The sequence below is a fragment of the Qipengyuania sp. SS22 genome, from assembly GCF_025736935.1.
In the GTDB taxonomy this organism is placed as follows: Bacteria; Pseudomonadota; Alphaproteobacteria; order Sphingomonadales; family Sphingomonadaceae; genus Qipengyuania.
Genome location: NZ_CP107048.1, coordinates 2,483,747 through 2,502,630, shown reverse-complemented (window position 1 = coordinate 2,502,630; position 18,884 = coordinate 2,483,747). Strand labels below are relative to the sequence as shown.

18 protein-coding genes are annotated in these 18,884 nt (G+C 64.6%); 10 read left to right on the top strand and 8 right to left on the bottom strand.

Going from position 1 to position 18,884, the window contains the following annotated elements; genetic code table 11:
* The first annotated feature begins 15 nt into the window (after positions 1-15).
* Entirely contained in the window at positions 16-906 is an 891-nt protein-coding gene (locus tag N6L26_RS12475) for a DMT family transporter (RefSeq protein WP_263605877.1), read from the top strand.
* On the opposite strand, the gene N6L26_RS12470 is transcribed toward N6L26_RS12475, so the two are convergent.
* Positions 903-1,055 carry a hypothetical protein gene (locus tag N6L26_RS12470; RefSeq protein ID WP_263605876.1) on the bottom strand — a complete coding sequence of 51 codons (153 nt, stop codon included), beginning with the start codon at positions 1,053-1,055 and terminating at the stop codon, positions 903-905. The genes N6L26_RS12475 and N6L26_RS12470 overlap by 4 nt on opposite strands.
* A 216-nt stretch (positions 1,056-1,271) precedes the next feature.
* On the opposite strand from N6L26_RS12470, the gene acnA reads away from it, so the two are divergent.
* The 3 genes from acnA to N6L26_RS12455 are packed head-to-tail and all read left to right on the top strand — an operon-like array spanning position 1,272 to position 5,360.
* Positions 1,272-3,947, top strand: coding sequence for an aconitate hydratase AcnA (acnA, locus tag N6L26_RS12465; protein ID WP_263605875.1), 2,676 nt, complete (start codon positions 1,272-1,274; stop codon positions 3,945-3,947).
* Between the two features lie 29 nt (positions 3,948-3,976).
* Positions 3,977-4,696, top strand: a complete 720-nt coding sequence (locus N6L26_RS12460; RefSeq protein ID WP_263605874.1) for a prolyl hydroxylase family protein — start codon at positions 3,977-3,979, stop codon at positions 4,694-4,696.
* Between the two features lie 43 nt (positions 4,697-4,739).
* Complete coding sequence (locus N6L26_RS12455) at positions 4,740-5,360, top strand: hypothetical protein (RefSeq protein WP_263605873.1); 621 nt, start codon at positions 4,740-4,742, stop codon at positions 5,358-5,360.
* Positions 5,361-5,846: 486 nt separating this feature from the next.
* Here N6L26_RS12455 and ruvB read toward each other — a convergent pair whose 3' ends face one another.
* Positions 5,847-6,872, bottom strand: a complete 1,026-nt coding sequence (gene ruvB, locus N6L26_RS12450; RefSeq protein ID WP_263605872.1) for a Holliday junction branch migration DNA helicase RuvB — start codon at positions 6,870-6,872, stop codon at positions 5,847-5,849.
* Positions 6,873-6,934: 62 nt separating this feature from the next.
* On the opposite strand from ruvB, the gene N6L26_RS12445 reads away from it, so the two are divergent.
* Positions 6,935-7,270: a GIY-YIG nuclease family protein gene (locus N6L26_RS12445; RefSeq protein ID WP_263605871.1), complete on the top strand. Its 336-nt coding sequence runs from the start codon at positions 6,935-6,937 to the stop codon at positions 7,268-7,270.
* Positions 7,271-7,308: 38 nt separating this feature from the next.
* Here the strand turns inward: N6L26_RS12445 and N6L26_RS12440 are convergent, their stop codons facing one another.
* Together N6L26_RS12440 and ruvA are read right to left on the bottom strand one after the other, a co-directional pair.
* Positions 7,309-7,842, bottom strand: coding sequence for a DsrE family protein (locus N6L26_RS12440; protein ID WP_263605870.1), 534 nt, complete (start codon positions 7,840-7,842; stop codon positions 7,309-7,311).
* On the bottom strand, positions 7,839-8,444 hold the full coding sequence (gene ruvA, locus N6L26_RS12435) for a Holliday junction branch migration protein RuvA (RefSeq protein ID WP_263605869.1): 606 nt from the start codon (positions 8,442-8,444) through the stop codon (positions 7,839-7,841). Before ruvA ends, N6L26_RS12440 begins: the two co-directional genes overlap by 4 nt.
* A 79-nt stretch (positions 8,445-8,523) precedes the next feature.
* On the opposite strand from ruvA, the gene aroC reads away from it, so the two are divergent.
* The 5 genes from aroC (at position 8,524) to katG (ending at position 15,639) form a co-directional block, all read left to right on the top strand.
* Positions 8,524-9,591 (top strand): chorismate synthase, encoded by a 1,068-nt coding sequence (gene aroC, locus N6L26_RS12430; RefSeq protein ID WP_263605868.1) that lies wholly within the window; start codon positions 8,524-8,526, stop codon positions 9,589-9,591.
* Positions 9,592-9,658: 67 nt separating this feature from the next.
* Positions 9,659-10,756 carry a sensor histidine kinase gene (locus tag N6L26_RS12425; protein ID WP_263605867.1) on the top strand — a complete coding sequence of 366 codons (1,098 nt, stop codon included), beginning with the start codon at positions 9,659-9,661 and terminating at the stop codon, positions 10,754-10,756.
* A 151-nt stretch (positions 10,757-10,907) separates the two neighbouring features.
* Positions 10,908-11,474 carry an alkyl hydroperoxide reductase subunit C gene (gene ahpC, locus N6L26_RS12420; RefSeq protein ID WP_263605866.1) on the top strand — a complete coding sequence of 189 codons (567 nt, stop codon included), beginning with the start codon at positions 10,908-10,910 and terminating at the stop codon, positions 11,472-11,474.
* Positions 11,475-11,640: 166 nt separating this feature from the next.
* On the top strand, positions 11,641-13,230 hold the full coding sequence (ahpF, locus tag N6L26_RS12415; RefSeq protein WP_263605865.1) for an alkyl hydroperoxide reductase subunit F: 1,590 nt from the start codon (positions 11,641-11,643) through the stop codon (positions 13,228-13,230).
* A gap of 192 nt (positions 13,231-13,422) precedes the next feature.
* Positions 13,423-15,639: a catalase/peroxidase HPI gene (gene katG, locus N6L26_RS12410; protein ID WP_263605864.1), complete on the top strand. Its 2,217-nt coding sequence runs from the start codon at positions 13,423-13,425 to the stop codon at positions 15,637-15,639.
* A gap of 99 nt (positions 15,640-15,738) precedes the next feature.
* On the opposite strand, the gene N6L26_RS12405 is transcribed toward katG, so the two are convergent.
* The 4 genes from N6L26_RS12405 to N6L26_RS12390 are packed head-to-tail and all read right to left on the bottom strand — an operon-like array spanning position 15,739 to position 18,823.
* Positions 15,739-16,401, bottom strand: a complete 663-nt coding sequence (locus N6L26_RS12405) for an HAD family hydrolase (RefSeq protein ID WP_263605863.1) — start codon at positions 16,399-16,401, stop codon at positions 15,739-15,741.
* A 3-nt stretch (positions 16,402-16,404) separates the two neighbouring features.
* Entirely contained in the window at positions 16,405-16,962 is a 558-nt protein-coding gene (locus tag N6L26_RS12400; RefSeq protein WP_263605862.1) for a Smr/MutS family protein, read from the bottom strand.
* The gene (locus tag N6L26_RS12395; protein WP_263605861.1) at positions 16,959-18,143 is read right to left on the bottom strand and encodes a murein transglycosylase A; all 1,185 of its coding nucleotides are present in this window, start codon (positions 18,141-18,143) and stop codon (positions 16,959-16,961) included. Before N6L26_RS12395 ends, N6L26_RS12400 begins: the two co-directional genes overlap by 4 nt.
* Positions 18,144-18,169: 26 nt before the next feature.
* Entirely contained in the window at positions 18,170-18,823 is a 654-nt protein-coding gene (locus N6L26_RS12390) for a Tim44/TimA family putative adaptor protein (protein ID WP_263605860.1), read from the bottom strand.
* Positions 18,824-18,884 lie beyond the last annotated feature (61 nt).

Genomic DNA, 18,884 nt, shown 5'->3' with positions numbered 1-18,884 from the left:
AGATAGAGCCGTGCTGTGACCCGCGACCATGTCCTGCTTCCCGTCTTCATGGCCGCGCTGGCGGTTGCCAGCCTGTCGCTGATGGATGCCTTCATGAAAAGCGCTGCGCTGGCGGTAGGCGCGCTAACCGCCTCGTGGCTGCGGTCGGTAATCGGTACGGGAATTGCGCTGCCGCTGTGGCTGGCGCGCGGCGGACGCTGGCCGCAGCGCCATGTGCTCACGCTGCATCTGCAACGCTCGGTGGTCGCCACCTTCATGGCGCTGGCCTTTTTCTATGCGCTCACCAAGCTGCCGCTGGCGGAAGCGATTGCGATCAGCTTCGTGGCACCGCTGATCGCGCTCTATCTCGCGCGCATCCTGCTGGGCGAAACCATTCGCCGGGAAGCCATCGCGGCGTCGCTGCTTGGCTTTGCGGGAACGCTGATCATCGTCGGCGGAAAGATCGGGCAGGCCGATTTCGACCGAGATGCAGCGCTGGGGCTTGCCGCGATGATCGTCTCGGCATTGCTCTATGCCTATAATTTCATCCTGATCCGGCGCCAGTCGCAGGTCGCCGGTCCGGCCGAGATCGCCACCTTCCATTCGGGTGTCTCGGTGGTCCTGCTGGGCGTGGCCGCGCCGTTCCTGTTCGAAATGCCCGACACCGCCACCGTGATCGATCTCGCCGCTGCTGCCGCGCTGACGGTGGCGGGGGCGATGGCGCTTGCCTGGGCTTATGCCCGCGCCGAGGCGCAGGTGCTGGTTCCGCTGGAATATTCGGGGTTCCTGTGGGCTTCGCTCTTCGGCTGGCTGTTCTTTGCCGAGCGGCTCACGCTGCCGACCGTGATCGGTACGGCGATCATTATCGCATCGTGCTGGCTGGCGACCCGCAGGCCCCGCGCCGCAGCGATGCCGGATCTGCTCTAGCGCGGCTGAGCGACCGTAGCGGCGCGAACGGGTTGGTCGGCAAAGGTGAAAGCGGCGGTAAAGCATCCCGCCACACCCAGCGCGACCGCGGTAACGGCGACCCGCAGCGACCGGCGCGAACGATCGCCGGCATTGAAAAACGAACGCATTAATCACTCCTCATGCGGGCCCTGGTGCCCATACGGGGTCCGTGCCCCGATTCTGCCACACCAAGCGCACAAATCGCGCAAGGGTTCCTGCCGATACGCGATGTTGCACCGCCGCACACTTGATTTTTGCGGCGTTCCGGCGCAGGTGCGCGGCACATTCTGCAGTCCCGGCCATTGGGCAGGTGACGGCTCTCAAAGGAAAGGATCAACGCGCGCATGACCCAGGTCGGTAAGGACACGCTCGGAACCCGCTCAACCCTCACCGTGAACGGCAAGGACTACGCTTATTATTCCTTCGCCAAGGCGGAAGAAAAGATCGGCGACGTGTCGAAGCTGCCCTTCAGTCTCAAGGTCCTGCTCGAGAACATGCTGCGGTTCGAGGACGACGGTTTCACCGTCTCGACCGACGACGCGCAGGCAATCGCCGACTGGCAAAAAAATCCGGCGACCGGAAAGGAAATTCAGTACCGTCCGGCGCGCGTGCTGTTGCAGGATTTCACCGGCGTGCCCTGCGTGGTCGACCTCGCCGCGATGCGCGATGCGATTTCCAAGCTCGGCGGCGATACCGCCAAGATCAACCCGCAGGTTCCCGTCAACCTCGTGATCGACCACTCGGTCATGGTCGACGAGTTTGGCCACCCCAAGGCGTTTGAGAAGAACGTCGAGCTCGAATATGCCCGCAATGCCGAGCGTTACGACTTCCTCAAATGGGGCTCGAAGAGCTTCGAGAATTTTTCCGCCGTACCCCCGGGCACCGGCATCTGCCACCAGGTGAACCTGGAATATATCGGCAAGGGCGTATGGTCGACCAACGACCCCGACGGTAACGCGGTTGCCTATCCCGACACCTGCGTCGGCACCGACAGCCACACCACCATGATCAACGGCCTCGGCGTGCTGGGCTGGGGTGTCGGCGGGATCGAAGCCGAAGCCGCGATGCTCGGCCAGCCGATCTCGATGCTGATCCCCGAAGTGGTCGGCTTCAAGCTGACCGGTGCGATGGCCGAAGGCGTCACCGCCACCGACCTCGTGCTGACCTGCGTGCAGATGCTGCGCGAAGTCGGCGTGGTCGGCCGGTTCGTGGAATTCTACGGCGACGGCGTCGCCAATCTCAGCCTCGCCGACCGCGCTACGATCGCCAATATGGCACCCGAATACGGCGCGACCTGCGGGTTCTTCGGCATCGACGAGAAGACGCTCGAATATATGCGCCTCACCGGCCGCGACGAGGAAACCATCGCGCTGGTCGAAGCCTATTCGAAAGAACAGGGCATGTGGTTCACGCCCGAGAACGAGCCGGTCTTCACCAAGACGCTCGATCTCGACGTGTCCAAGGTCGTCCCCAGCCTCGCGGGCCCCAAGCGTCCGCAGGACCGCGTGGCGCTGCCGCAGGTCGACGAGCTGTTCAATTCGGATCTCGAGAAGATCTACAAGAAGAGCGCGCCGGTCCGCGTGGAAGTCGAAAACACGCATCACGATATCGGCGATGGCGACGTGGTCATTGCCGCGATCACCAGCTGCACCAACACCTCCAACCCCGATGTGCTGATCGCTGCGGGCCTCGTCGCCAAGAAGGCGCATGAAAAAGGCCTCAAGCCCAAGCCGTGGGTCAAGACGAGCCTCGCGCCCGGATCGCAGGTGGTCACCGACTATCTCGTGAAATCCGGCCTGCAGAGCGATCTCGACGCGATGGGCTTCGACCTCGTCGGTTATGGCTGCACCACCTGCATCGGCAATTCGGGCCCGCTCGCCCCGCCGATCAGCAAGGCGATCAACAACAACGACATCGTCGCCGCCAGCGTGCTGTCGGGCAACCGCAATTTCGAAGGCCGCGTGTCGCCCGACGTCCGCGCCAACTTCCTTGCCTCGCCGCCGCTGGTGGTCGCTTATTCGATCCTCGGCACGGTAACCAAGGACATCACCGAAACCCCGGTTGGGCAGGACCAGCAGGGCAATGACGTGATGCTTGCCGACATCTGGCCGAGCAATGCCGAGGTGCGCGAACATCGCGCCGCCAATATCGACCGCGAGATGTTCGTCACCCGCTATGCCGACGTCTACAAGGGCGATGAGCACTGGCAGGCGATCAAGGTCGAGGCCAGCGACACCTATCGCTGGAATCCGACGAGCACCTACGTCGCCAGCCCGCCCTTCTTCGAAGACATGGACATGACCCCCGCCCCGGTGACCGACATCACCGATGCAAAGCCGCTGGCGATCCTCGGCGATTCGGTGACCACCGACCACATCTCGCCCGCCGGTTCGATCAAGGAAGACAGCCCTGCGGGTTCCTATCTGCAGAGCCATCAGGTCGCCAAGCAGGACTTCAACTCCTACGGCTCGCGTCGCGGCAACCACGACGTGATGATGCGCGGCACCTTCGCCAATATCCGCATCAAGAACGAAATGGTTCCGGGCGTTGAAGGCGGTGTGACGACCTACAATGGCGAGCAGATGCCGATCTACGACGCGGCAATGAAGCACAAAGAAGACGGCACGCCGCTGGTGGTCGTCGCCGGCAAGGAATATGGCACGGGTTCGAGCCGCGACTGGGCGGCCAAGGGCACCATCCTGCTGGGCGTCAAGGCGGTGATGGTCGAAAGCTACGAGCGCATCCACCGCTCGAACCTGATCGGGATGGGCGTGCTGCCGCTGCAGTTCAAGGATGGCGATACGCGCAACACGCTGGGCCTGACCGCGACCGACAGCTTCACGATCAAGGGCCTTGCCGATCTCAACCCGGGCCAGGACGTTGAAGTCGAGGTTACCCGCGAAGACGGCTCGACCTTCAGCTTCACCGCGCTGTGCCGCATCGATACCGCCAACGAGATGGAATATTACCGCAATGGCGGAATCCTCCATTACGTCCTGCGCAAGCTCGCCGCAGCCTGATCCGACAGGCACGGTAGCGCCCCGGTAGCATGTCGGTCTTGGGCCGCCTGTCACAGCTGCTGGGGCGCACCGAGACCGATCAACAGGCCGATCCGGCCATCATGCGCGCGATCGGTACCACGGTGCGCGAACGCCTGCTTGCCGACCCGCGCGTCGAACCGCGGGGCGGGGGCAAGGCCGACCTGTTCCTGATGCGCGGGCTGCTGACACCGCAGCAATGCCGCAAGCTGATCGCGGTCATCGACAGCCGCATCCAGCCCTCGGTGCTGTTTTCGGACAAGGCATCGCCGCGCGGGCGCACCAGCTCGACCCATTTCTTCGCCAAGGACATGCCCGAGACCACGGCGCTGGCACGCAAGATCCGCGCGGTCACCGGCATCGCGCCGGTCCATGCCGAGCCACTGCAGGGCCAGCGCTATCGCGAGGGCGAGGAATACCGCCACCACCGCGACCATTTCCGCCCCGACCGCCCGCATTGGCAGGTCGAACGGCGGCGCGGAGGGCAACGCAGCTGGACCGCTATGGTCTATCTCAATGCGGTCGAAGCCGGCGGTGAAACCGAATTTCCCGAGCTGGACCTCAAGATCGTCCCCGAACCCGGCCTGCTGGTCATGTGGGACAATATGGACCGCAGGGGGCAGCCCAACCGCGCGACGCGGCATGCTGCGCTACCCGTCGGTGCAGGTACCAAATACGTCGTGACGCAGTGGTATCGGCAAGGCGAATGGAGCCTCAGCCAGCGCGATTGAGCGCGGTCGGCGGGGCGTTCAGGCCGCGCGTTTGATACGGAATTTGCGGCGCCCGAGGATCGCGGCGGCGGCAAAGCCGAACAGCGCCATCATCGGCGGTGCAGGCACATCGGTGCCGCTGCTGCTGCCCGAGGTCGACGAGCTGGTCGACGAACTGGTCGACGACGAGGTCGAGCTCGATGTCGAGGTGGACGACGAAGTCGAACTCGAACTCGACGTGCTGGTCGAGGAGGAACTGCTCGTGCTGGTGGTAACGTTGCCGCTCGAGGTCGAGACCTCACCGGTCGAGGTCGAGACGCTGCCGGTAGAGGTCGACACTTCGCCCGTGGAGGTCGAAACTTCGCCCGTAGAGGTCGAGACTTCACCGGTGGATGTCGAGATCGACCCGGTCGAGGTCGATGTCGAGGTGCCGCCAGTCGAGGTGGTGGTCGAGACGTCGACGATCACATCGGGCGTGTCGCCGCCGGTGGTGGTGGTCGAATTGACGATCACGCTGCCGCCGCCGCTCGATCCGGAGAAAAAGCCGCCGAAGAAGCCGCCGCCACCGAAGCCGCCGCCGCCCGAGGAACTGCTGCCGCCGATCGAGCGCGATGCGCCGCCACCGCGTACCGGCGCGGCTGCGGGCAGCGGCGGGACGGGAACGGGCGCCATCGCCTGGCGATAGACGGGCGGGCAGATATTGTTCGGACTGTTGGCCGCTGCAGGCGAATCGGCGGGCACGCATTCGACCGGCCGCGGAATCGTCCGCGCCCGCGGCACGGTCGGCCGGGGAACGGCGCGCGGGGTCGCCTTCTTGACGTATTTGACCGATTTCGACTTATACTGCGGATTGTCGGAGATCGGACGCTCGGCGACATGCACCGCACCGCCCGCAAGCAGCGCGCCACCCGCCGCGGTGGCCGAGAGTTTGGCAAGAGCTGACTTGACCGACATAAGTGTGACTTCCTGTTGCGACCGAGGAAAAGGGTTTGTTTTCTATCCCTTACCACGATCCGGATGTACTCCGGCGAATCCCTTCCTCGGGGACGTGCCAATCTTTACGTTTCGCGGTACGCCTAAAAAGTAAATTTTTCGCCGAAATGCGAGCTTTGCGCAAGCCCCGTCCCGTTTCGGGACCGTTTAGCGGTGCTTTCCTACCACTCCGGTAACCCTATTTGTCGAACATACTTCCCTGCGGTGTGGAAGGCGGGGCAAGGCCCAGATGCAGCCAGCCGCCATCGTTGAGACAGCGCCCGCGCGCGGTCCGCGCGATCAGGCCCAGCTGGATGAGATATGGTTCGATCACCTCCTCGACCGTGTCGCGCGGTTCGCTGAGACCCGCCGCTAGCGTCTCCACCCCGACCGGTCCGCCCTTGTAGGTGGTGGCGATCATGGTGAGATAGCGCCGGTCCATCGCGTCGAGGCCGAGGCCGTCGACTTCGAGCCGGGTGAGCGCACCATCGGCAACCGTCGCCGTCACCACCGTTTCGCCCAGCACGCTGGCGAAATCGCGCACGCGGCGCATCAGCCGCCCCGCCACGCGCGGCGTCCCGCGGCTGCGGCGGGCGATCTCGCGCGCGCCGCCCTCGTCGATCCCCAGACCAAGCAGCCCGGCGCCGCGGGTGACCACGCGGAGCAGTTCGTCCTCGGTGTAGAAGTTCAGCCGCACCGGGATGCCGAAACGGTCGCGCAGCGGCGTGGTCAGCAGCCCTTGCCGCGTGGTCGCGCCGACCAGCGTGAACGGCGGCAGGTCGATCCGCACACTGCGCGCGCTCGGCCCCTCGCCGATGATGATGTCGAGCGCGCGGTCCTCCATCGCCGGATAGAGCACTTCCTCGACCACCGGATTGAGCCGGTGGATCTCGTCGATGAACAACACGTCATGCGGTTCGAGATTGGTCAGCAGCGCGGCCAGATCGCCCGCCTTGGCGATTACCGGCCCGCTGGTGGCGCGAAAGCCCACGCCCAGTTCCTTGGCGACGATCTGCGCCAGTGTGGTCTTGCCCAGCCCCGGCGGGCCGAAGAACAGCACATGGTCCATCGCCTCACCGCGGCCCTTGGCGGCCTCGACGAACACACGCAGATTCTCGCGCGCGGCCTGTTGCCCGACGAACTCGGCCAGGCTCTTGGGACGCAGCGCGGCGTCGGGGTCCTCGGCCTGCCGCTCGGGCGAATGGAGGGGAACGGGTTCGGTCACACCACCCCCATACCGTCATGCTGAACTTGTTTCAGCATCCATCGCGCGGCAATCACCGGAGCATGCCGATCGACCGTGAGCCCTGCGTCTATATCCTCGCGAGCCAGCCGCGCGGAACGCTCTATGTCGGGGTCACATCCGACCTCGCGAAACGTCTGTGGCAGCACCGCGAGGGCATCACCGGCGGGTTCGTGGCGCGCTACAAGGTCCATCGCCTCGTCCGCTTCGAAATGTTCGGCGATATGGAACAGGCGATCTTGCGTGAGAAGCAGCTGAAGAACTGGCATCGTCAATGGAAGCTCAATCTGATCGAGCGGGACAATCCCCACTGGGCCGATTTGGCGGTGGGCTTGGGCTTCGATCCGTTGGCTCCGCACGGGTCGCATGATGGATCCTGAAACGAGTCCAGGATGACGGGGCTGGGGGGAAACCCGCCTCAAAACGGGTTCACCGTGTAGCCCGCCTGCTGCAATTGCGCATGCGCGGTCATAGCGGAGAGCGCGAGTTCGACGCCGGGGATGAAGTCCGTCTTGGCCACGCCATGCGCCGCCGCGCTCTGGCCGCAGGCGATGAAGCGCACGCCGTAGTCGAGCAGCTGCGTCACCATGTAGTGCGAGCCGTTGCCTGCCTCATCGTCGAGCAGATCGTGGACTGCCTTGCCGTGAACGACCACCGCGATGCGCATGTTCGCCGGATCGACCGCGTGCGAGGCATGCATGTTGATGAACCGCGCGGCGCTTTCGAACCCGCGGTTGCGCGTGCCCGCATCGGCCTGTTCGGCGACGTCGAAGGCAATCGCGAATGCGGTGTCGGGGGCGAAGGTTTCGACGCCTTCAACCGGCGCATGGGCACCGAACTCCTCGAAGATCGGACCGCTGCGAAACGCGCTCATATCCTGTGCGCCCGCCGTACTTGCCAGCAGCGCACCTGCGGTTGCCAGAATCGTGAACCGTATTGCTGTCATCATCATCCTGCTGCCTTCTTCAATGCCACGCGGATCAACTCGCCCTCGCCCGCACCCTCGCCCAATTCGCCCTGCGCCGCGGCGACCGCGCGCGCGGCGACCGCGGGCTTGAAGCCTAGGTTCTCGAGCGCGCTCACTGCATCGCCGCTGGTGCCGCCTGCCGGAGTTACTCCCGGGCCGGTGCCCGCCGTACCGCCACCCGGCAAAGCGCCCGCCTTGTCTTTCAGTTCATTGACGATCCGCCCCGCCAGCTTCGGCCCGACGCCATTGGCGCGCGCGACCGTGGCGGCATCGCCCTGCGCGCAGGCCTGCTGCACTTCGCCGATCGACAGAGCCGAGAGAATCGCCAGCGCGACCTTGCTGCCCACGCCCTGCACCTGCGTGAGCAGACGGAACCAGTCGCGCTCCGCCGCCTCGGCAAAGCCGAGCAGGCGCATGTCGTTCTCGCTCACCTGCAGATCGGTAAAGACGGTGCAGGCTTCGCCCACCTCGCCCAGCGCGGCGAGCGTCTTGGACGAGCAATGCACCAGATAACCGACGCCCGCGACGTCGATCACCGCCCAGTCGGTGCCGGTTTCGTCGAGCAGGCCCTTCAGCTTCGCAATCATGGTTTGTTCTTGGGCTTCAAGAAGGATTTGGTCCAGCGAGAATGGACAGGCGCCCACAGTTGCGGGCATGAGATGTGCCATGAGCTGGAACACCTTCGGACGAACGCTGCGCTTCACCACCTGGGGCGAGAGCCACGGACCCGCAATCGGCGCGGTGGTCGACGGGTGCCCGCCGGGGATTGCGCTGGCCGAAGACGACATCCAGCCCTTCCTCGATGCGCGAAAGCCGGGGCAGAACAAGTTCACCACGCAGCGCAAGGAACCCGACGCGGTGCGGATCCTCTCGGGCGTGTTCGAAGGCGTCACCACCGGCACCCCGATCAGCCTGCTGATCGAAAACACCGACCAGCGATCGAAGGATTATTCCGAGATCGCCAATAGCTATCGCCCCGGCCATGCCGATTATGCCTATGACGCGAAATACGGGCTGCGCGACTATCGCGGCGGCGGCCGCAGCAGCGCACGCGAAACCGCGATGCGCGTGGCGGCAGGCGCGGTGGCGCGGAAGGCGATCCCCGAAGTATCGATCCTCGCCTATGTCGCCGAAATCGGCGGCGATGCTGTGGACCCCGCGAATTTCGATGCCGAGGAAATCGGCCGCAACCCCTTCTGGTGCCCCGATGCAGCCGCCGCGAAACGCTGGGAGGCGCTGGTCGACGAGGCCCGCAAGGCCGGTTCGTCATTGGGCGCGGTGGTCGAATGCGTCGCTACCGGCGTGCCCGCCGGATGGGGCGCGCCGATCTATGCCAAGCTCGACAGCGACCTGGCGGCCGGGATGATGAGCATCAATGCGGTCAAGGGTGTCGAGATCGGCGACGGCTTCGGCGCTGCGCGGCTGACCGGCGAACAGAATGCCGACCCGATGCAGCCCGGCAATGACGGCCCGCGGTTTACCGCCAACCACGCCGGGGGGATCGCCGGGGGCATTTCGACCGGCCAGCCGGTCACCTGCCGCGTCGCGTTCAAGCCGACCAGTTCGATCCTCACGCCCGTAAACAGTATCACGCGCAGCGGCGAGGCGACCGAAGTGCGCACCAAGGGACGCCACGATCCCTGCGTCGGCATTCGCGGCACCCCGGTGGTCGAGGCGATGATGGCGCTGGTGCTGGCCGACCATAAACTGCTTCACCGCGCGCAGTGTGGCTGAAACGCGCGTGGGCTGCTCCATATTGCAACCCTATTGCCCTGTTCGGACAAGCAGGTAGGAACATCTTGTGATACCCGGCAAGCATCCCCTGGAAGAGGAGCGGCTGCGCGAACTGCGTCGCTACGGCATCCTCGACACCGAGCGCGAGCGCGATTTCGACGAGATCGTCGAACTGGCCTCCGAACTATGCGGGAAAGCGGTCTCGGTGGTGAATTTCATCGATGACGAGCGTCAGTGGTTCAAGGCCGAAGTCGGCCTCGGCGTACGCTCGACCCCGCTCGACACCAGCCTGTGCGGCCATGTGATCCTGCAGGACGATTTCGTCGAGATACCCGATACGCTGGCCGATCCGCGCATGGCGGACAATCCGCTGTGTACCGAGGAACCGGGGTTCCGGTTCTATGCGGGCGCGGTGCTCAAGGGCGCGAACGGGTTGCCGCTGGGTACGTTATGCGTCCTCGATCACAGTCCCGGCACGCTGAACGACACGCAGCGCCGGGTGCTGAAGGTACTTGCGCGGCAGGTGATGCGCGAACTCGACCTGCGGCTGTCGCTCGATCGCGAGACCGCACTGCGCCGCGAGATCGACCACCGGGTGAAGAATTCGCTTGCTTCGCTGGGGGCGATCCTGGCGATGCAGGCGCGGCGGTCGGACGATCCCGCAGTGCGCGCGGTGCTCGAGGAAGCGGGTGGACGCGTCCGCGCGCTGGCCTCGCTGCATGCCGAGCTGCACGGGTTCGACGACGGCCGTAGCGTCGATATCTCGTCGCTGTTCGCGCGGGTCGAAACCGATTTCCGGCAATTGCTGCCCCAAGGGATCCAGCTTGCCATCACGGTCAAGGGCGACCGGGCAAGCGCCGAACTGGCCAATGCGCTGCTGCTGACGGTGAACGAATTCGTCTCCAACGCGCTCAAGCACGGGTTTCCCGATGGCCAGGGAACGATTTCGGTACGGATCGCAGTCAATGCCGAGGGCTGGTCGCTGGTGTGCAGCGACAATGGCGGCGCCGATGATCAGGCGGCCGACCGTGCCGCCGCTGGCGCAGGCCTGGGCACGCGCGTGATCGCCTCCTTGGCGGCTTCGATGGGCGCGCAATCCGCCTGGCGCGCGGTGGATGGCGGGATGCAGCTGACCTTGCGCGGCGGGCGTGAGGACGACCGCTGAGCCACGCGTGAAGCTTTCGCGGCAAGAAAATATCGTTCCAAGTCTGTGATAGAAAATTCCGATGCACGCAATCGCAACAAATCGCTTTTGTGCATCGCAACAATGCCTATCTGACACTCTCGAGTTTCAACCCGAACAACGGAGTACACCCATGGGTATCATCGGAAGCCAGATCAAACCGTTCACCGCCACCGCCTTCCAGGCCGGCAAGGACTTTTTCGAAGTCACCGACGAGGACGTGAAGGGCAAGTGGGCCATTTTCTTCTTCTACCCGGCCGATTTCACTTTCGTGTGCCCGACCGAGCTCGAAGACCTCGGCGAGCAGTATGCCATGCTCCAGAAGATGGATGTCGAAGTCTATGGCGTGTCGACCGACACCCATTTCAGCCACAAGGCCTGGCACGACACGTCGGAAAAGATCGGCAAGCTGCAGTTCCCGTTCCTGGGCGACCAGAACCACACGCTGGCGACCAATTTCGACGTGCTGCGTGAAGGCGTCGGCCTTGCCGACCGGGCGACCTTCGTCGTCGACCCTGATGGCGTGATCCAGATCATGGAACAGACCTGCGAAGGCGTCGGCCGCAATGCCAACGAACTCGCACGCAAGATCAAGGCGGCACAGTACGTTCGCGCCAACCCCGGCCAGGTCTGCCCGGCGGCGTGGGAAGAAGGCAGCGACACGCTGGCCCCCTCGCTCGACCTCGTCGGCAAGATCTAAGCGTTAAGCCAAGCGAAAGATCGGGCGTCCTAGCGGCGCTCGCACAAGAGCCCGGGATCCGTCCCGGGTCACTGGAAGGCCCGGGGCACCCCCCTCCCCCCCGCCCCGGGCCTTTTCCCTCCCCGAATTTCGAATATCCGTTTCACCTCCCGCCCGGAGTCCGCCCATGCTCGACGCAACGATGACCCAGCAATTGAAGACCTATCTCGCGAATCTGCGCGAGCCGGTCGAACTCGTCGCCTCGCTGGGCGACGATGCCAAGAGCGCGCAGACGCGCGAACTGCTCGAGGAGATTTCGGCGCTGCACGATCTCGTCAGCGCGAGCTTCGATGGCACTGACGAGCGCCAGCCCAGCTTCATCATCCGCCGCAGCAGCGATGCGGAGAAGTGGGTCCGGTTCGCCGGGCTTCCGATGGGACATGAGTTTACCTCACTCGTGCTCGCCCTGCTGTGGGCCGGCGGGCATCCGCCCAAGGTCGATGCCGACCTGCTCGAACAGGTCCGCGGGCTTGAAGGCGATTTCAATTTCGAGATGTATTTCTCGCTCTCGTGCCACAATTGCCCCGACGTGGTGCAGGCACTGACGCTGATGGCGCTGGAAAATTCGCGCATCACCGCCACGCTGATCGAAGGCGGCACCTTCCAGGACGAGGTCGAGGGCCGCGATATCATGGCGGTGCCCGCGACCTTCCTCAACGGCGAGCCGTTCTATAATGGCAAGCTCGAACTGGCCGAGATCCTCGCCAAGATCGACAAGGGCAGCGAAGCCAAGGCCGCCGAGAAACTGGCCGCCAAGGACCCGTTCGAAGTGCTGGTGATCGGCGGCGGCCCCGCTGGCGCCGCGAGTGCGATCTACACCGCGCGCAAGGGCTTCCGCACCGGCATAGCCGCCGAACGCTTTGGCGGGCAGCTGCACGACACGCTCGGCATCGAAAACCTCCCCGGCACGCCCTATACCGAAGGGCCCAAGCTGGCTGGCGAGCTGGAGCGCCATGTCGGTGAATACGACATCGACCTGATGAACCTCGCCCGCGCGGTCAAGCTGGTGCCGGCCAAGCAGGAAGGCGGCCTGCACACGGTCGAACTGGGCAATGGCGCGCGGCTGAAGGCGCGCAGCCTGATCCTCGCGACCGGGGCGCGCTGGCGCAATCTCGGCGTGCCCGGCGAAGCCGAATACCGCAACAAGGGCGTCGCCTACTGCCCGCATTGCGACGGTCCGCTGTTCAAGGGCAAGCGCATCGCGGTGATCGGCGGCGGCAATTCGGGCGTCGAGGCGGCGATCGACCTGGCCAAGATCGTCGGCCATGTGACGCTGGTCGAATATGACGACAAGCTACGTGCCGACGAAGTGCTCCAGGCCAAGCTGCGCAGCATGGACAATGTCGAGATCGTCACCAGCGGCCAGACGACCGAGATCACCGGCCGTGACGGCAAGGTCGACGGCATGATCGTCAAGGACCGCGCAAGCGGCGATGAACGCCGCATCGAGCTGGAAGGCGTGTTCATCCAGATCGGCCTCGTGCCCAATACCGAATGGCTGCAGGACAGCGGGCTCGAATTGACCAAGCATGGCGAGATCGCCACCGACGCGGAAGGTCGCAGCAATCTGCCCGGCATCTTCGGCGCGGGCGATGTGACTGACGTGCCCTACAAGCAGATCGTGGTGGCGATGGGCGAAGGCTCGAAAGCGGGCCTGTCCGCCTTCGATTACCTGATCCGCACCGAACCGGTCGAGGACGTCGCGCAGGCCGCCTGATCGCATCACGTCGCAGACACGAAAGCGTCGCCATTCCAAGCGGATGGCGGCGCTTTTCACATCTATGCCACGCCTTGCCGCTCCATCGCTTATGTCAATCAATCCGACGCATTTAATCGATTGGACGAATTACTGAGAATGGCGCATCCCTTCATCTATAAGATTTCCTGAGCCTAGATGGAGAGATGAACGATGGACGCCAAAACCGGTGAGATGAGTGGCTGCCCCTTCAGTGGCAACGGGGGTTCGCGGGACCTCCTTGGTCGCAGCAATCGCGATTGGTGGCCCGACCAGCTGCAGATCGAAATCCTCCAGACGGGCGGCCGCAATCCCGATCCGATGGGCGACGACTTCGACTATTGCGAAGCGTTCAACGCGCTGGATTACGATGCCGTGAAACGCGACCTGACCGCGCTGATGACCGACAGCCAGGAATGGTGGCCCGCTGATTACGGCAACTACGGACCGTTCTTCATTCGCATGGCATGGCACGCGGCGGGCACCTATCGCACCGGCGACGGCCGCGGCGGTGCCTCGAGCGGACAGCAGCGTTTCGCGCCGCTCAACAGCTGGCCCGACAATGGCAATCTCGACAAGGCACGGCGCCTGTTGTGGCCGATCAAGCAGAAATACGGCAAGCACCTCAGCTGGGCCGACCTGTTCGTACTCACCGGCAATGTCGCGATCGAATCGATGGGCGGCCCGGTGTTCGGCTTCGGCGGCGGCCGCAAGGACGTGTTCGAGCCCGAACTGGTCTATTGGGGTTCGGAAGAACAGTGGGTCGACCAAGGCGTCGAAACGCGCATCATTCCCGATGAGGGCAAGGCGCTCGAAAATCCGCTCGCAGCGATCCAGATGGGTCTTATCTACGTCAATCCCGAAGGTCCGGGCGGCAATCCGCACGACCCCGAAGGCATGGCCCGCGACATGAAGGAAACCTTCGCGCGCATGGCCATGAACGACGAGGAAACCGTCGCGCTGACCGCCGGCGGCCACGCCTTCGGCAAATGCCATGGCGCGGCGCCATCGGACACGTTCGGCGGCGGTCCCGAAGGCGAAGGCCTGCACTCGATGGGCTTTGGCTGGCTGACCGACCCCGAGGAAATCGGCAAGGGTCATATTACCACATCGGGTATCGAAGGAGCCTGGACCCCCAACCCGACGCAGTGGGGCAATGACTATTTCCGCCTGCTGTTCAAATATGAGTACGAGCTCACCCAGAGCCCGGCAGGTGCGAACCAGTGGACCCCGATCGACCCCGAACCCGAAGACATGGCGCCTGACGCGCGGGACCCGAACAAGAAGGTCCCGACGATCATGACCACCGCCGACATGGCGCTGAAGCGCGACCCCGCCTATCGCAAGATTTCGGAACGCCTCCGCGACGACCAGGCGGCGCTTGACGATGCCTTTGCCCGCGCGTGGTTCAAGCTGACCCACCGCGACATGGGTCCCAAAGTCCGGTATCTGGGTCCCGACGTCCCAGCCGAAGAACTGATCTGGCAGGATCCGATCCCCGCCGGAACCACGCCTTCGGATAGCGCGGTAGCCGACTTCAAGAAGGCCGTCATGGGCAGCGGGCTGAGCGTTCGCGAACTGGTCAAGGCGGCTTGGGCGTCGGCTTCCACCTATCGCAATTCGGACCATCGCGGCGGCGCCAATGGCGCACACATCCGCTTCGATGCGCTGAAGAACTGGAAGGTCAACGACCCCGAGGAACTGGGCAAGGTGCTGGCCAAGCTCGACGAGCTGCGCGGCAATATCTCGATGGCCGATGCCATCGTGCTGGGCGGCGCGGCAGCGATCGAAAAGGCAGCCAAGGACGGCGGCTTCGACATCACCGTTCCGGTTACCACCGGACGCGGCGATGCCAGTGAAGACCAGTTCGATGCCGAAAGCTGGGAGCCGCTCGAACCCTTTGCCGACGGCTTCCGCAACTACCTCAAGACCAAAGCCGAGGTGAAAACCGAGGACATGCTGGTTGACCGGGCGCACCTGCTCGGGCTGTCGATGCCCGAAATGACCGTACTGGTTGGCGGCATGCGCGCACTGGGGGCAGTGGCCAAACATACGCAGCACGGCAACGACATCGGCGTGCTGACAGATCGTCCCGGCGTGCTGTCGAACGACTTCTTTATCAACCTGCTCCACATGGGCACGGTCTGGGAAGTGATCGACGAAAGCGGCGACGAGGAATTTGTCGGCAAATGCCGTCTCAAGGGCGATGTCAAATGGCACGCCACCCGCACCGATCTCGTCTTCGGCTCAAACTCGCAATTGCGCGCCGTCGCCGAAGTCTATGCCGAAAACGGGCACGAGCGGAAGTTCGTCGACGATTTCGTTGCCGCCTGGACCAAGGTCATGGATGCGGATCGTTTCGACCTGGAATATCAGAAGTACCACAACTGATATGGATAGACGGCCCGGCTGGTCGTCCACCGAGAGCCCCCGACCACGTGTCGGGGGCCTTTTTGTTGCCTACATTACCCTGCCGGGATTGAAACGCCGTTATCCTTTCTGACGGAAACGGTCCGGGACCATCCGCACCAGCATCTCGAAGTCATCGGCAACTGCATGCGCACCCGCCCTGTGCAGATGCTCGGCGTAGGCCGGGGAAAGATGGCTTCCGCCCAGAAATCCGACGACATTCATTCCAGCTGCCACTGCAGCTTTCACGCCGTTCTCGCTATCTTCGATCACCAGGCATTCTGCGGGCGCAACGCCCATCTCCTGAGCCGCGTGGAGAAATATGTCAGGCGCAGGTTTGCCCGATGCGACAGCGTCGGCGCTGAAGACGTTGCCGCCGAAGAACGTCGCAAGGCCAGTAGCCTCCAGCTTGTAACCGAGCATCGGCTGCGAACTGCTCGATGCGACGCAGGAGGCCCCTAGAACCCGTCTTACCGCGGCGACGGCACCGGGCACCGCGCGCAACTCTTGTTTACTACGTAGTCGGACCTTTTCCTTGACCCGCCGGTCGTAATCCTCGGGAAATGGGCAGCCGAGCTCGGTCTCGAGCGCCGCACACATCGCGCGGTCCGTCACCCCAAGGAAGCGCTCGGTCAATTCGGCATGCGACAGTTCCAATCCGAGCTGACGTAACTCTTCGACATGCACATCGGTCACCAGCACTTCGCTGTCGACCAAGACCCCGTCACAATCGAAGATGAGCAACGCCTAACGCTCGCGCTTGAGCACGATATATAGCGCGCCGTCTCCGCCGTGTCGCTGATGCGCGCGGCGGACCGCGGCGATGGCGGAATGGTGGCTCGAGGCGGCGAGCCAATCGAGCACCTTGGCGCGGATTGCACCGCGCCGCGACGCGCGGTCCGCCGCTTCGACCGGACGCGCTTTCCCTGTCACCAGCAGGATCGTGCGCGCACCGATCGCCCGTGCCTGCGCCACCCCGCTCATCAAGCGGTCATAGGCGCCGTCGAGGTTGTGGCCGTGCAGGTCGAGCGTGAGCTCGGGCTGAAGCGTCCCCGACTTGAGCCGCCGGTCCCAATGCGAATCAAGCCCGCGGTCCTGCACCGCGACGGGTTTTGGCGGCGTGATCGGTGCGGGCCGGGGCGGCGGCACGGGCGCGCGCTTGGCCGGTCTCGGCGGTGCAGGCGCCTTGGGTGCGGCAATCGCCTTCGGCTGCACCGGTTTGCGCGGATGTAGCGGCGCCACGGTGGCAGCCAGCTTTTCCCACGCCTCCGCCTCTTCGGAAGATAATCCGCGCGGGGAGCTCACCGCCGTGTTTCGAGGCGGTCGAGCGTGCCGCGTGGCAGCAGCAGCAGCGCCGACCCGCGCGAGCTCATGCCGCCCGCGATCTCGCGCGCATCGGCGCCATTGCCCCAGAAGGTATCGAAGCGGTTGGCACCCTTGATTGCGCCGCCCGTATCCTGCGCGATCCACAGACCGTCGGCGACCGCGTGATCCATGTCGAGGAAGACCGGCGCGCCATAGGGGACGAACAGCGGATCGACCGCGACCGAGGCTTCGCGTCGGACGGGCACGCCGAGCGATCCCAAGGGGCCATCGGTGTTGAGTTCGCGGAAGAAAATCCAGCTCTTGTTGAGCCGCATGATGTCGCGTCCGTCGGCGGGATTGTCGCGGATATATTCCATGATGCCCTGCATCGAGCTGGCGTAGGGCGTGTCCTCGCCGATCATCCCGCGTTCGCGCATGACGCGCCCGATGCCGACATATTCGCGCCCGTTCTGTCCCGCATAGCCGATGCGCATCAACTCGCCATTGGGCAGGCGGACCAGCCCCGAGCCCTGTATCTGCAGAAAGAAGAATTCGACCGGGTCGGCGGCCCAGGCGATCTCCAGCCCGCGATTGGCCAGCGCGCCGAGTTCGATCTGGGTGCGGTCGTAGAACAGCACGAACTTCCCGCTCGCATCATAGCGCCCCTGCGGCGGACGACCGGTGCGCTCGCTTTCGGGCATGTCTTCGGGCCATGCGCGGACCAGTTCGGGCGGCGGAGCATAGACGGGCACGTCGTAACCGGGCGCGCGGGTGCGGCTGCCGCGAATCTCGGGTTCGAAATAGCCCGTGGCGAAGGCCGCACCATCACCGACACGCGCGGTTTCGAAATAGCTGGTGAAGAAGCGCCGCGCATCGGACACCGGCCAGCTGGTCGCGGCCTCGCACGCCGGGCGCCAGTCTTCGGCAAAGGTCAGCCCGCTCTGGTCCTCACGCGTGAGCACGGCTGGGCAGGATTCGAGGAAAGACACCAGCGCGGTACCGGCATCGTCGGGGGTAATCCCCAGCGCATCGACATCGACCCCGCGCACCAGCGACGAAAAAGCGGCGCTGGACACGGTGCCCGGCGGCAGCGGAACCGCCACTTTGGGCGCGGTATCGGGCACCATGCGCACGCAGGCGGCCAACATCATGGTTGCCGCGATCACCAGCAGATAGCGCATTATCCCTCCCCGGGTTGCGCGGAGCGTTAGCCCTCGTCGGTCTCGTCGAGGATCCAGTTGGGATTGGCGGCACCGACATGGCGACTGAAGGTCCACACGTCGCGGCTTTCGATCGCATCGTCGAGCGAGCCGGCGATGACGGTGCCGTCGCTGTCGCGTGTCACGGCAGCGATATCGGCGACGAACAGCACCGCGATGCGCGCGGTACGGCCGTCGAGTTCGGCCGACCGCACGGTCGCGTCCTCGATCCGGATGAGGCGGTTGTCGAGCGTATCGCCCGCTGCCTCGCGCGCGTCGATCGCACCGGCGAAGCTGTCATAGACATCGTCGTCGGTCAGTTGGCGCAGCGTGTCCTTGTCGCCCTTCCAGAAGGCTTCGAGGATCACGGCATAGGCGCTCTTCGCCCCGTCGAGGAAGCCGAGCAGGTCGAAGCCCGGTTCGGCCGAAGCAATCGCACGGATACCCGCTTCATTGGCCGGGGCGCGGTTGTCGCCCGCGCGCAGCGCCACCGGCTGGCGCACGGCGCGCGGCGCATTATCGGCCTGCGGCGGGGTATCGCTGCGTTCGAAGCGGTGCGGAATCGCCTCTTCCTCGTGCTCCGACCGGCGGCCAAGCACCGAATAGAGCCGCAGCCCGAGAAAGGCGGCGATCATGGCGAGGATGACGATCTCGGTGATCACGGTAATAACCTGCTTCCCAACTTCATTCCGGCGGCAACGCCCCCGGCAGTCCAACATTTGT

What these genes read in the sequence shown, in the direction of transcription:
- ahpC (WP_263605866.1), top strand. Translation starts at nt 10,908, where the DNA reads ATGGGTATCATCGGAAGCCAGATCAAACCGTTCACCGCCACCGCCTTC.
- ahpF (WP_263605865.1), top strand. Translation starts at nt 11,641, where the DNA reads ATGCTCGACGCAACGATGACCCAGCAATTGAAGACCTATCTCGCGAAT.
- N6L26_RS12445 (WP_263605871.1), top strand. Translation starts at nt 6,935, where the DNA reads ATGCCGATCGACCGTGAGCCCTGCGTCTATATCCTCGCGAGCCAGCCG.
- N6L26_RS12470 (WP_263605876.1), bottom strand. Translation starts at nt 1,055, where the DNA reads ATGCGTTCGTTTTTCAATGCCGGCGATCGTTCGCGCCGGTCGCTGCGG.
- acnA (WP_263605875.1), top strand. Translation starts at nt 1,272, where the DNA reads ATGACCCAGGTCGGTAAGGACACGCTCGGAACCCGCTCAACCCTCACC.
- aroC (WP_263605868.1), top strand. Translation starts at nt 8,524, where the DNA reads ATGAGCTGGAACACCTTCGGACGAACGCTGCGCTTCACCACCTGGGGC.
- katG (WP_263605864.1), top strand. Translation starts at nt 13,423, where the DNA reads ATGGACGCCAAAACCGGTGAGATGAGTGGCTGCCCCTTCAGTGGCAAC.
- N6L26_RS12460 (WP_263605874.1), top strand. Translation starts at nt 3,977, where the DNA reads ATGTCGGTCTTGGGCCGCCTGTCACAGCTGCTGGGGCGCACCGAGACC.
- N6L26_RS12395 (WP_263605861.1), bottom strand. Translation starts at nt 18,143, where the DNA reads ATGCGCTATCTGCTGGTGATCGCGGCAACCATGATGTTGGCCGCCTGC.
- N6L26_RS12440 (WP_263605870.1), bottom strand. Translation starts at nt 7,842, where the DNA reads ATGATGATGACAGCAATACGGTTCACGATTCTGGCAACCGCAGGTGCG.
- ruvA (WP_263605869.1), bottom strand. Translation starts at nt 8,444, where the DNA reads ATGATTGCGAAGCTGAAGGGCCTGCTCGACGAAACCGGCACCGACTGG.